Here is a 14,348-nt window from a genome sequence, read left to right on the forward strand (position 1 = left end):
TGGATGCCGCTAAGAACTTGCTTTGTTTTCGGAATAACTAATTCGATACAAAAAGAAGGCTCCTGATTTGTTCGCGGAGTCTTCTTTTTGTCTTTCTCACTATCTTGTAATTGTAAGTGCTTCGTAGAATAAAATGCAGGATATTTAAACTAACGAACACAACTTCTCAATCTCTACCCAATTGTTACATATACATACGCAATCTTCTTCAAATATCTCACTACCAGTTTGTACTTCTATATACTCCATATCAGTGATAGCTTTTATCGCATGTTTGCCCTCTATTGGTATTGAAAATACATCACCAGGTTTTGCTTCTTTCATGGTATCATCAATAACAACATACCCGTTACCACTAATTATAGTCCATACTTCACTTTTCTTATGGTGATACTCGTAATCAAGACTATTCCCTGCTTTAATGCAAACTCTTTTTACTAAAACCTCATTTTGCAAACCAATCTTCGAACAGTCCAGAACCTTGTACCACCCCCATCTTCTTTCTTCAAACATGGGTCTCTGCTCAAAGTTTATTATTTCTTTAACTCTCGGACTCGCGCTTTTTTCTGTGACAAGAATTCCATCTGGACTTGCGGCTACAACAACATTTGAAACACCAAGTATCACAATAGGGATATCAAGTTCGTTCACCAAATGAGTGTTTATCGAGTCAACACTAATAATTCCTTTTCCAATCTTATTGCTCGCCATTTCCTCTGTTAATGTATTCCAAGTACCAAGGTCTCTCCAGTATCCTTCATATGGAAGAACTACTATATTACTAGCTTTTTCAACTACTTCGAAATCAAAACTAATTTTAGGTAGTTCACTGTATCTTTTAGACAGTTCATCGTAGTGAACCGGAAATGAATTTCGTACTAGTATATTCAAAATATATTCTAATTTAAATGCAAAAACTCCACAGTTCCATAGCGCATTCTGGTTAATTAAATTTTTTGCCTCTTCTACGTTGGGCTTTTCCTTAAAATGACTGACATTTAATGCGCTATAATAAGAGGAATTAGTTCCTTTTGGAATAATGTAACCATATTTTGTTGAAGGATAAGTTGGCTTCACTCCAACAAGGGCAAGTTCTGAATCTGTAGCTATTAACATGTCTTCTAAAAGCTTCACTTTTTCAAAAAAATATTCTTCTACAAACGGGTCAACCGGTAAAATAGCTACTACTTCATTTAAACTTACATTTTTTTTTGAATAAAGGTATGAAGCTGCGAGTGCTATCGCAGGAAATGTGTCTCTTCTTTCTGGTTCCACAATTATGGGAACAGTCGAGTCCAACTGATTTTGAATCATATCTACTTGTGACTTGCTTGTAGCTATTAATGTTGAACTATTCAAACCTACTGTAGTAAGTTGATTCCATACACGTTGTACCATTGATTCATCTTGACCTTTGTTGCCTTCTAAAACCTTTAGAAATTGTTTTGAGCGTGCATCATTAGAAAGTGGCCATAAACGCTGGCCTGAGCCCCCGGAAAGTAGAACTACATTCATATTTGATTTTCCTTTCATGTTAAATCGAAATATAACGATGCAATGATAGGGACATCTGTACGCTCTATCACTACATCGTTATATTAGCTCTAATTAATTATAGGGTAAAGAAAATTAATTAATCATTCATTCATTAGTAGTAACCCAGTAATCAATAGTCCTCTTCAAACCTTCTCTGAGTGTGATCTTTGCCTCAAAACCAAAAGCTTCATTGGCCCTAGATACATCTAATTGTCTTCTTTTATGCCCTCCCGGCTTATCTGTATTGTAAACAAACTTGCCCCTATAACCAAGAATGTTTTTAATTTCATCAGCAACAGTTTTTATTTTCACTTCTTCTCCTGTACCAATATTTATTGGTTGAGAAGAATTGTAATACTTAGTAGCCGATACTATCGCTCTTGCAGCATCTTCCACAAACAAAAATTCCCTCGTTTCTTCTCCGGTACCCCAGACTTCAACTTCCGATATATCATGGACGAGTGCTGTATGGATTTTCCTTACTAGAGCTGGTATTACATGCGCAGAAGCTAAATCGAAGTTGTCTCTGGGACCATACAGATTAATTGGGAGCAAATGTACTGCGTTAAATCCATACTCTTTACGATATACAATAGACTGAGCTAATAGCATCCTTTTACTCAAAGCATAGGCGTCATTATCTTCTATTGGGTATCCATTCCAGATATCATCTTCTTTAAAAGGTACTGGGGCTTCTGCAGGATATTCGCAAACACTCCCAATACCAACGAATTTTTTAACGTTTTTTAGTTTAGCATAATGCTGAACTAAAGTATTCATCATTATATTCTTATAAAACTGCTGCCCCGGGTGCGTACTATTATAGCCTATTCCCCCTACATCTGCTGCAGCATGGATGACTACGTCTATATCGTTATCAGTGAATAAAGATTTTACTGCTTCTTCATTTGTTAGATCATACTGTTTGCTAGAGAATGAAATAATTCTTCGCGGGTTTTCCTGTTCTAGACACTTAACAATATGATGTCCTAAAAACCCTGAACCACCGGTAACCAAGATATTTTGATCTTCTAACTTAGAAACATTTATCATTTATTTAATCCCCTCTGATCTTAAATCAGCTCGTACCATTAATTCCACGAGTTCTTTGAAATCAGTCTTCGATTCCCATCCAAGTTCTGCCCTCGCCTTAGAAGAGTCCCCTATAAGTAAGTCGACTTCAGTAGGTCTAAAATATTTTTGATCTATTTCAACAAGTACTTTTCCATTTTCCTTGTTGATCCCTTTTTCGTTTACACCTACTCCTCGCCACTCAACCTCTATTCCCACGACTTTAAATGCCGACTCAACAAACTGGCGTACAGTAAAAGTTTCTCCAGTTGAGATTACATAATCCTTCGGTGATTGCTGCTGAAGCATTAGCCACATTGCTTCAACGTAATCTTTGGCATAGCCCCAGTCTCTTTTAGAATCCAAATTACCAAGGTGCAGTACTTCTTGTTTACCACTAACGATAGCCGCGATAGCGCGAGTTATTTTCCTAGTGACAAAGGTCTCTCCCCGCATTGGAGATTCGTGATTAAACAATATTCCATTACAAGCATAAATATTATAAGCTTCTCTATAATTGACTGTAATCCAATATGCATACAATTTTGCAACTGCATAAGGACTGCGCGGATAAAAAGGTGTTTCTTCTCTTTGAGGAATTTCTTGGACTTTACCGTATAGTTCACTTGTTGATGCTTGATAAAACCTTGTTTTTCCGGTAAGGTTATGCATTTTTATTGCTTCAAGCAATCGCAAAGTGCCTAGTCCATCAGCATTTGCAGTATATTCTGGTGAATCAAAGGAAACTTGCACGTGGCTTTGTGCGGCAAGATTATATAATTCATCTGGTTGCACTTCTCCAATAATGCGAATAAGATTAGTAGAATCAGTCAAATCACCGTAGTGTAGATACAACTTATCTACTAGATGATCTATTCTTTGAGTATTGGAAAAAGAACTACGCCGAACCAAGCCATGAACATCGTAACCTTTTTCTAATAAGAACTCTGCAAGGTATGCTCCATCCTGACCCGTAATTCCTGTAATAAGTGCTTTTTTTATCATTATTATTCACCTCTAACAATGAAATTATAAAATGCATTGATAATTTGTTCGCCTCAAATAATTTTCCTATTTTCAACACCCATAATTTTCGCATCATAATTTACTTGCTTTTCAATAATAGTAAAAGGTCCTCTTTTTACTTGGCGATATATCCTGCCTAAGTACTCTCCAATAATTCCCAAAAATAAACCATTCAAACTTAATGACAAAAGTATAAGAATAGTTGTTGTTGCAAAACCAGCAGGCCATTGTGCACCTAATAATTTACCTACAAGGTAGACAAAAAAACCAAGAAAAGTAAAAGCACTTATAATTATTCCTGTATAAGATGCTAAGCGTAAGGGTACTACTGAATGATTTAATATACCATCAATTGAAAGTTGCAAAAGTTGTTTAAAAGAAAATTTACTCTCGCCCCTTAATCGTTCATTTCTGTCATAGGGCACACCGACTTGCTTAAAACCTAAAGCGGATATACTCCCCCTTAAATAAGGTTGCTCATCATTCATTTCTTTTAGAGCAATTAAAATTTTTCTATCAACTAATCTAAAGTCTCCAGCATCTCTAGGTAGATACTCTTCGCTCAGTTTATTAATTAGCCAATAAAATATCTTTCTTAAGCTATTAATCCACCATGCTTCTTTCCTTGATCTTCTTACACCATATACGACCTCGTATCCGTTTTCCCAATATTCCACAAAAGTATTTATCATAAATATTGGATCTTGCAGATCACAGTCTAACTGAATCGCACAATCACCGCTAGCGTGATAGTATCCGGTATAAATTGACTTTTGATATCCGAAATTTTTAGAAAAACGTATAGCTTTTATTTTGTTATTTTCCATAGCTAGTTTTTCTATTATATTGAATGTTTTGTCTGTACTATGATTATCAGTAAATATAATCTCATAATCATACTCCGGTAAAGTTTTCATCTGACCAACTACTGCATTATAGAGCGGTAGAACGTTTTCCTCTTCATTAAATACTGGTACAACAAATGAAATTATTTTTTTGGCAGGCACCAACATCACCACTCTTTCATACCTTTATACGTTTGTTAATCATATGTTGGACGATTAAATGAATACCTTCATACAAATCAACTTGACTTTTCCATCCTAACTTACTTAACGATTTAACATCCGCTATAGAACTCATTATCTCATTTTCTCTATATGGAATTGCTCCAAATATTAAATCACTTTTAGAATTTGTTATTTCTTTTGCCATTAAAACAAATTGCTTTATTGAGTAATTTTTCCCTTGACCTACTTGATGATTTGAGATGAGATCCGTTGCTTTGTCAAAATTGCATAACACAATTGAAAATGCTTCAACCACATCGCTAACATACACAAAATCTCGCCTCTGCTCACCTAGCGTCATATCGATAAAAGGGGTTCCATTAATAAGAGACTGCAGAATATTATCAACAAACTTAGTTTCACTGTCATATGGACCGTATATATGTTCTAGACGCATATTAAATAGCTTTACAGTTTGTTTCTGTAAAATGAAACTTGTCGCCATTTCTAAAAAATATCTTTTTGATGATGTGTAAGAACTAAGGTAAGTATACTCTTCGATTATACCCGGCCTATTAAAGAAACTATCTGTATTGATAAAGACTTTCCCAGAGTTTCTTTCAAATAATTCTAGTAAACGCAGCGGAAACACAACATTCGCATGTACTGTATCACTAATACTACTTTGTCTACCATAATCTGTTGCGGTATGAATAATAGCATCATAATGTACATTATTGAATATTTCCTCTAATTCAACTTCATCTAAATTATAACAATCAATTGAATTTAAATAATTATATATCCTGTTTGTATCTGAGAAACTTCGTTTTAAGATAGTAACATTATGCTTGTGTTCAATCAAATGTTTTAGAATATGACTTCCTAAAAAACCAGTAGCACCAGTTAATAAAACTTTCATTGATTTTCATACTCCGATATTTGTCGGTAGCATATATCTAATATATCTCCTTGATCTGCATAAACTCTTACCCATTCTACTATTTGTTCTAGCGCCTTATCGATATTCCAGCGCGGTGCCCACTGAAGTTTAGACTTGGCTTTTGAGCAATCTAACTTCAACAATGTAGCCTCATGATAATGATTGTCTTGGTACGTGGCCACTTTAATACGATGATCGCCCCACTTATCAACTAATCGTTCTGCTATCCATTCAACTGTTTTTACATCAGTTTCCTCTGGGCCAAAATTCCATGAGCTAGCAAAATCAGGTCCATGTTCATAGAGCTTTTGACACAACAACATATATCCGCTTAATGGCTCTAAGACATATTGCCATGGCCTTATTGCTCGGGGATTTCGAATCTCAATAAGTTTATTCTTTAATAACGACCGTATGATGTCAGGAACCAATCTATCCTTTGCCCAATCGCCACCGCCGATAACATTACCTGCTCTAGCCGATGCAACGGCGACCACATGTTCACCGCTTGTAAAAAAAGAATTCCTGTATGCGGATGTCACCATTTCTGAGCAAGCTTTACTATTTGAATATGGATCGTATCCACCTAATGTTTCATTTTCTCTATAACCCCATACCCATTCTTTATTCTCGTAACATTTATCTGTTGTCACATTCAAGAAAACCTTAACTGATTTTGTTGCTTTTACAGCTTCGAGGATATTAACCGTACCCATAACATTCGTTTCATATGTTTCAACAGGTTCAATGTATGATTTACGTACAAGAGGCTGTGCCGCCATATGAATTACAATATCTGGATTGGCATTTTTAACACACTCCATCAAAAACGAAGAATCCCTAATGTCCCCGATTATAGAATTAAATATAATTTCATCAATTTTACAGATATCAAAGATTGAGGGATTGGTTGGTGGTTGTAAAGAGTATCCTGTAACAATAGCCCCCTTTTTTTGCAACCAGAGACTTAACCACGCCCCCTTGAATCCAGTATGACCTGTTAAAAAAACCCTTTTCCCACTCCAGAAATTCACTCCCAAACTTTCCATGGCGAAGTTCCTTTCTGCCAGAGATTTTCCAAGTAGTTTTTCTCACGTAACGTATCCATTGGTTGCCAAAATCCGTCATGTCTATATGCCATTAAATTATTGCTTTCAGCCAATTTTTTTAACGGCTCTTGCTCTAATATTGTTTCATCACCTTCAATAAAATCAAAAACCTCAGGTTGCATTACGAAAAATCCAGCATTGATCCATGATCCATCACCTTTCGGTTTTTCTTGAAATCCATTAACTTCATGACTTTCATTTATTTCCAAGGACCCAAATCGTCCTTGTGGTTGGACAGAGGTAACAGTAGCAATTTTCCCATTTGAAAGATGGAAATCTACCAACCTATTTATATCAACATCAGCAACTCCATCACCATAGGTAAGCATAAAAGGCTGATTTCCAATAAAATCTTTAATTCTCTTTACTCTTCCGCCGGTCATCGTTTCAAGTCCAGTATTTACTAGTGTTACTTTCCACGGTTCAGCCTTATGGTTATGAATAACCCTGCGGTTATTATTTGTAAAATCGAACGTAATATCCGACTCATGTAAGAAATAGTGTTCAAAATATTCTTTGATATAATATCCTTTATATCCTAAGCAAACGATGAAATCATTATATCCAAAAGAAGAATAAATCTTCATAATATGCCATAATAGCGGCCTACCACCTATTTCAATCATAGGTTTGGGTTTAAGATGCGATTCTTCACTAATTCTGGTACCAAATCCACCGGCTAAAATTACTACTTTCATGTTAACACCTCTTCTATTAGTTGTTGTTTTTTACAAACTCCCTTATTTCGCTAATCACAAATTCAATATCCGTTTCAGATAGCCCAGGATATACGCCGACTAAAAAAGTATCGTGAAGTATTTTATCAGTATTAGTTAAGGTACCATGAATTCTGAAATTAACATCTTTGAAAGCAGGTTGTCTCGTAAGATTACCAGCAAAAAGCATCCTTGTTTGAATTTTCTTAGATTCAAGATGAGAGACAATTTCATTTTTTGTAAATCTCACACTGTCTCTTAACGTCAATATGAAACCAAACCAACTTGGATCTGAGTTTGGGGTTGCGTATGGCAATATGAATACATCGCTTAGGTCTTCCAGTCCTTTTAATAATTGATTAAAATTCCGTTTTCTTAGCTCCGTAAATAATGGAACCTTTTTTATTTGTTCCACACCAATTGCTGCCTGCATATCTGTCACCCTCAAGTTATAGCCAATATGAGAGTAAGTGTATTTATGATCGTATCCTTGAGGTAGGGATCCGAGCTGCCACCCAAAACGCTTTTTGCACGTATCATCGCATCCGGAAGGGCACCAGCAATCACGTCCCCAATCGCGAAAGGACTCAATAATCATTTTAAGCTGAGGATCATTAGTATATACCGCTCCACCCTCACCCATTGTCATGTGGTGGGGGGGGTAAAAGCTAGATGTAGCAATATGAGCAAATGTACCAGTTAACTGTCCATCGTACTTAGATCCAAGAGCATCACAATTGTCCTCGATTACCCAAAGGTTATACTTAGTTGCCACCCTCATTACCTCTTTAATATTAAATGGATTCCCCATCGTATGTGCTATCATTATCGCTTTTGTTTTGTCTGTTACTGCATCTTCAATTCGTTCAGCTAATATATTGTACGTTCCCAAGTCTACATCGATAAAAACGGGTACTGCTCCATTCTGAATGATTGGCGCAACCGTGGTAGGAAAACCTGCCGCAACAGTGATGACCTCATCACCTGGATTTATCCTTCTATCTCCCAATTTAGGAGATGTAAGCGAAGAAAATGCTAAAAGGTTTGCTGACGAACCCGAATTTGTTAAAAGAGCATAACGAACACCTAAGTATTCAGCGAATTGCTTTTCAAATTGTTTAAAATAACGACCACCTGTTAACCAGAAATCCAACGATGAATCAACCAGAGACATCATTTCTTTTTCATCGTATACACGCCCACCATAAGGGACAAAATTTGTAACGCCTTTAGAAGAACTATGGTCTTTCTTATGAAATAAGTTGTAAAAATCTTCAACCTTGCTAAGAATTTCGGAACGTATGATTACTTCAAACATTTTTTTATCTAGTAAGGCTCTGTGCTTGAGTACATCATTAGAGAAAAACTGTTTCTTTGACTCACTATAGATATAATTTTTATCTTCTATTTGGAGTCTAATATCATTCTCGTTAGTCGAACAATCGATCTCCTGAAGAACAACCACCAAACTATGCGCTTCCATTACTTCTAGAACAAGACCCAAAAAGTTATTAGTTTCAATGTTTACCAAATCGCCTGTTTTAATCATGAACATCACTCACCTCTTTATTTTTGAAACTCCAGTATTTATGACCGATAAAACTAATCATTGTGGTAATAATTAATGATATTGCCTGCGATAGTGAAGCCGAAAAATAAAGAAAATCAACCAATAAAATTAATATAATTAAATTAACCAAAAAAGTACAAAGGTACACAGTAATAAATTTAATAATTGTACTTAAGTTTCTTGTTTTTGGGGTACGAAAAGTCCAGTTTTTATTCAAAAAATAGCTGTTTACTACCCCAATAATATAAGAAATCAAAAGGGATACTAAATAGTTATCTACAAGTAAATTACAACCAATAAAAACAAGATAACTAATAATAGTATTCGTTACACCAACCAATACAAATTTCATGGATTGCTGAATCATTTCATCCCGGCTTTTTCAATATTAGTTTTGATATATTACAGGGTTACTGAAAATATATTTACCTTTTGTTTGAGGTGGAAGAATTAATCCCACTTGTATCTTGCTAACATTATCTGGAACTACATATGATAACTTCGCAACACCGTTTACAACAACTTCACTGCCAACTTTATATACTTTAGTCCCATCACTTGATATATCATTGATATCAATATAGGCTCCGATTCCGCTACTATTTTCACTACTAACCTGCACTTCTATAGTATATCTTTGACCTTTCGTTACATTAATTGTAGTTGTGCTTATTTCAAAGTTATTCATTACTTTATTGTTCGATAATTGCTTCCCATTTATAACATTTGCATTTTTGTCTCTATCCCAGATATAGAACGAAGGAAATAAATTATTAGGTTTATCACGAGTTATTGATTCTACATTTGAAAACCGTTTTTTGGAAGTATCATCCTTATTTGGCAAGAGTACATTGAATCCGTCAACTTTCATTAAAGTCGCATTTTTAAAATTAATGTGCATAATATGTGGAAGGAATTCATTGCTTACTATATATACTGCATCTGGATCAAGACGATCATTATTCACATCATCAATTATTTTTCCTGCATATTCACCAAGTGCAACGTTATCTGCCCTTGAAAAGTAACCAATACTAATAGCCATTTTATTGCTAGCAGCATAATAGGAGAAAGGAACCCAATAATCCCCAAAGAAAGGAACAAACAGCAGTTTATTATATTTTTCTTTAGCATAATCCCAAAAATCAGATTGTAATGGCGTTTGATAGACTATATCTTGCGAATATATTTGATTAATCTCATTAAATTTCTTATGCAAATCATAATATTGAATAAATGAAGCTCCTATTAATAATGCGAATGCAATTGATAGGCGATTTTTCTTAATAATCACATATAAAATTAAAAAGATGATCACGTAATATACTATCCAAAATAACCGGCCACTTGAGCGGAATATACCAAGTTTATGTTGCAACCATTCTCCGATATTAATATGAAGCAATATTTTATCATCAAAAGTTACTGTATTTGTTAAAGCTAATATAGTCAATCCAATACATACAATAATGAAAGGGTACCAGTGAATTATTTTATTGAAGGTTCTCTTTTTTGCAATTACTATGTAAATTCCAATAAGAGAAAGCAGAATCAAACCTGCACCTAAATATGCAAAACCTTCATATTGACCTGGACTGCTCCATGGTCGATTCAAGAGCAAATCACTAGACCAATACCAGGGATTAATCAATGAATTTAAATTCATTGAAAATAGGCCATACGCTTCGGTTACACCGCCGTCACTGATTAAGAAGAAACCAACTATCCATAATAAAAAGAGAGTTGCAATCATTATACCTGCTAAATATCCAACCGCTTTTTTTAATGATACCGAAGATTCACTATTTCTATACAGCATAAATAAATGAGCTACCATAAAAGGCCCAACACAGAAAAGCAAGTATGGAATAATATATATACTAGCAGCTATAACAAATAGCCATCTCCAAAAAGGAAAAGTCTTTCGCTCAAAGATTAATAATATAGCAAATAATAAAACCCATTGCCCCATCAATGTTTGGTGAAAGTACCCTCTAAACAACATTACGGGACTTACGATGAAAAAAATAGAAGAGATAAGTTGCAAAGAAATCTTAGGCGTAATTTTTTTTATTAGTAGTGCACCTATTGAACCTTGCAATATATAACAAGTAAGAATCCATATACCTATATATTGAAAGTCATGAGGAAGTAAATCTTTAAAAATTTTAAAAAACATACCAAATAAAGGGAGTGCGTTTGTAAACATAATTGTAGTCTTAATGGGGTATCCCAAGTTATCAATTTGCCCTGGAGGGAAATGCCAGCTCTCATGTTGAAAAAAATGCCAACCTATATAGGTTTGTGCTGAATCGACATTTGTAAATAACCAGTCTACATATGTTGGATTGAGAATTTTCCAACCGAAAATCGATATAAAAAAAATACTCCCTAGCAAAGCACCTAACAATAGAGTAAGCCAACTTGGGTAATTTACTTCCTTATTCTTTTCATAAATAAACAAAATCAACGAGAATATAAGACAAATGATGATTGGCATTCCAACTAGCTTGAAACTAAATATTGAAAGAATGGTAAGAAAAATAGTAAATATTATTAATGTAGTGATACTTTTATTCAACTTCATTTTGCTTAGACTGAAATCCATTTCATTTCTCCTTTGATACTAAAAATAATAATAATACCTGCAGAGATGCATCCGTGATATCTATTATCTTAATCGTCCTTCTTGAGGAACCTTCTGTAAAACCATTTCATTATTGTTAACAGCTTGCGTGGTACTGGCAAGTTTTTTACAACGAATATACTAATTTTTCTTTTTTCATTTTCTTGCATCTGTTCAAGCTTATCAAATACCTGTTTAAAACTAAAGAGATCTTCTTCATCAATAGCGATACTATTGTTCTTCATTGATTCTTTCAAGACTTCTTTCTGAAGATATGGTTCAATATAACAGTTATCTCGAACCTCCCACTTTGAGACTTCCAGTATGCATGTCATTTTTTGTGTATATACTGTATTTTCCCTGCCTGCAAGATTACCTAAGCATGCTATTAATATTGCGTTGTCCAGGTAATTAATATATATATTATTGTTTTCATTTAAGAGCTCACTACTAAATAATACCTTTCCTAGAATTGGAAAATTTAATGAATTCGATTTTTCTGAAATGAAATAATCCCTAAATTCATTTCCTTCAGCATTGTAATGCTGAATAACATAATCAGAGATAGAAATCAAGCTATTATCGGTATCTTTCATTACTCTTACCAACGTAGTAATATGTTCATGAAACCATTTTTCTTTTTGGTTCATCAAAATAATATAACCACTTTGTATATGGTCTCTAATTATTATTAAAGCTTTACCCAAAGGTAAACGATTATTCCTTTTAAACAAACTTATCTCGTGAATATTATATATAATATTTTCTTGCTTGAGTCTGTATATAAATTCTCTGATTTCATTTGTTTCAACTAATCCTTTGTCCAATATTAAATGCAATTCTATATTGGTATAAACCTGGACTTTTAAATTTTTTATTACTCTGTCAGTATTAAAATCCTTATCAGAATATAGAGGTATTACAACATGCACTACTGCATCTAGGGTTTTAGCAAAAGCGCTCTCTTTCTTAAGTTCAATTCTCTTTGCATTTTCCTCAAACAGTACTTTCAATTGATTATCTAGACTAAATTTTTCTAAGAATATACTTTGAGCTTTACGCGCCATATTTAGCGCTTCTTCTCTATTTTCAAGTATCCAATTGTAGTGTGTGATGATTTGCTTTGAAATTTCCTCTGGCTCTTCACTATAATCGACGTAGAGTAAACTGTCGCCGAAATTTTTATATGCAAACTCATTGTCATCACATATAATGACAGCTCCACCTGCAATACTCTCAAACAATCGATTCGACATAAGTTCTGACTGTACATGAGCATCAGAAGAAAACACCAGAGAAATGCCACATTTTGATATTTCATCCACTAGTGATTGTCCATCGAAGGGAATCGGTTTTACATAACAATCATAACCTTCCCATACTTTAATTCCTTGAATTTTGTCAGGCCCATATATACGCAAAATCTTCATTTTATCTAATGTCTTTAAATAATTATCATGTCTCCCCTTCCCCTTGCCTAACCTCTCCCAGTTAATACCACAATAAAAAATTTTAGGATTTCCCAATTGAGGTTGGTGAATAGGTGAGGCTAATGTATGGTTGATCTGAATAAATGTATCAGATAAAGCTTTTCTATTATACTTCTTCAAAAGTCTTCTCATCTGATCATCAGCCGAGTCAGATCCACAGGAAATAAAGTCATCATGACTCAGTAAATGGCCTGTATACCTTTCATAACCCCATTCATGATAAAATTTAAGTGGATTCCATAGAGTGACATACGAATGTGCGTCATATACTTTAGGTGTTTCATAATGCAGGTGAATTACTAAATCAACATCTCCGGAGGATAATTCTTTTGTTGGTTCGTCCACGTAGTAGCCATTTCTATCTATTTGAAGCATTTGATATCCAATATTTTCTGCAGCTTTTTTAATTCTTTGAATATTTTCATGTTCCGCCGTGGCTTGATCAGGCCAAAGTCTTACAACTGCAAATCTTTTTATACTTTCCATTCGATTGAAGCCCCCATCGTTTCATCTTAGACACCATTCTCTTCCATATATTCCATATACCCATTAACGACTTCTTTTGCTTGGCCCTCCATCATTTTCGAACCATTATTAATCCAAATAGCTTTATCACATAACGCCTCAATTATAGAGGCATCGTGACTTACACAAACGATAGTCTTCCCTTCAGCTTTAAACTGCATTAGTTTATCGATGCATTTACGTTGAAAGGCCGCATCTCCAACAGTCAATACTTCATCAATAAGTATAATATCTGGGTTAACTATAGTAGCGACCGAAAAACCTAATCTCATGTACATACCTGAAGAGTATGTCTTAACAGGATTGTTAATAAACTGTCCTAATTCAGAAAAATCGATAATCTCATCAAGTTTTTCTAATATTTGCTGCTTAGAGAACCCTAAAATCGATGCATTCAAGAAAATATTCTCTTTACCTGTAAAATCTTGATGAAAGCCAGCTCCTAACTCTAATAAACTTGATACAGTCCCATTCATTTCGATTGTACCAAAATCGGGATAGATGATTCTGGTTAATAGTTTCAATATCGTACTTTTTCCAGACCCATTTTTGCCGATTAATGCAACAGATTCTCCTTTATCAATTTGAAAGGAGACATTTTTAACAGCTTCATATAAAGTAAAATCTTTTTGTTTAAAAAAAATTATTTTTTCCTTTAATGTCGAGTTTTTGCGATGAAATATTTTAAAATTTTTCGACAAATTCTCCGCTTTAATAACAGGCATA

The 14,348-nt window shown here is 34.3% G+C and carries 12 protein-coding genes; all 12 read right to left on the reverse strand.

The genetic code is table 11. The annotated features are described in order from the left end of the window. Positions 1-144: 144 nt before the first annotated feature. Positions 145-1,515 carry a sugar phosphate nucleotidyltransferase gene (locus PV433_RS30675; RefSeq protein ID WP_332075773.1) on the reverse strand — a complete coding sequence of 457 codons (1,371 nt, stop codon included), beginning with the start codon at positions 1,513-1,515 and terminating at the stop codon, positions 145-147. Positions 1,516-1,641: 126 nt separating this feature from the next. After that, on the reverse strand, positions 1,642-2,589 hold the full coding sequence (locus tag PV433_RS30680; protein ID WP_332075774.1) for a GDP-L-fucose synthase family protein: 948 nt from the start codon (positions 2,587-2,589) through the stop codon (positions 1,642-1,644). Beyond that, on the reverse strand, positions 2,590-3,609 hold the full coding sequence (gmd, locus tag PV433_RS30685) for a GDP-mannose 4,6-dehydratase (protein ID WP_332075807.1): 1,020 nt from the start codon (positions 3,607-3,609) through the stop codon (positions 2,590-2,592). A gap of 56 nt (positions 3,610-3,665) precedes the next feature. Next, a complete protein-coding gene (locus PV433_RS30690; RefSeq protein WP_332075775.1) occupies positions 3,666-4,640 on the reverse strand; it encodes a glycosyltransferase family 2 protein in 975 nt (324 codons plus the stop codon). A gap of 16 nt (positions 4,641-4,656) precedes the next feature. Continuing rightward, positions 4,657-5,565 (reverse strand): NAD-dependent epimerase/dehydratase family protein, encoded by a 909-nt coding sequence (locus PV433_RS30695; RefSeq protein WP_332075776.1) that lies wholly within the window; start codon positions 5,563-5,565, stop codon positions 4,657-4,659. Then, positions 5,562-6,635, reverse strand: coding sequence for a CDP-glucose 4,6-dehydratase (rfbG, locus tag PV433_RS30700; RefSeq protein WP_332075777.1), 1,074 nt, complete (start codon positions 6,633-6,635; stop codon positions 5,562-5,564). Before rfbG ends, PV433_RS30695 begins: the two co-directional genes overlap by 4 nt. Beyond that, a complete protein-coding gene (gene rfbF, locus PV433_RS30705) occupies positions 6,617-7,393 on the reverse strand; it encodes a glucose-1-phosphate cytidylyltransferase (RefSeq protein WP_332075778.1) in 777 nt (258 codons plus the stop codon). Before rfbF ends, rfbG begins: the two co-directional genes overlap by 19 nt. A gap of 16 nt (positions 7,394-7,409) precedes the next feature. After that, entirely contained in the window at positions 7,410-8,960 is a 1,551-nt protein-coding gene (gene rfbH, locus PV433_RS30710) for a lipopolysaccharide biosynthesis protein RfbH (protein WP_332075779.1), read from the reverse strand. Then, the gene (locus tag PV433_RS34260) at positions 8,953-9,348 is read right to left on the reverse strand and encodes a GtrA family protein (protein ID WP_442951591.1); all 396 of its coding nucleotides are present in this window, start codon (positions 9,346-9,348) and stop codon (positions 8,953-8,955) included. Before PV433_RS34260 ends, rfbH begins: the two co-directional genes overlap by 8 nt. Positions 9,349-9,369: 21 nt before the next feature. Further along, a complete protein-coding gene (locus PV433_RS30715) occupies positions 9,370-11,589 on the reverse strand; it encodes a DUF6311 domain-containing protein (RefSeq protein WP_332075780.1) in 2,220 nt (739 codons plus the stop codon). 68 nt (positions 11,590-11,657) lie between these two features. After that, complete coding sequence (locus PV433_RS30720; RefSeq protein WP_332075782.1) at positions 11,658-13,583, reverse strand: glycosyltransferase family protein; 1,926 nt, start codon at positions 13,581-13,583, stop codon at positions 11,658-11,660. 26 nt (positions 13,584-13,609) lie between these two features. After that, positions 13,610-14,347 carry an ABC transporter ATP-binding protein gene (locus PV433_RS30725; RefSeq protein ID WP_332075783.1) on the reverse strand — a complete coding sequence of 246 codons (738 nt, stop codon included), beginning with the start codon at positions 14,345-14,347 and terminating at the stop codon, positions 13,610-13,612. Position 14,348 lies beyond the last annotated feature (1 nt).

It is taken from the genome of Paenibacillus sp. GYB004 (assembly GCF_036577605.1).
GTDB lineage: Bacteria > Bacillota > Bacilli > Paenibacillales > NBRC-103111 > Paenibacillus_AB > Paenibacillus_AB oceani.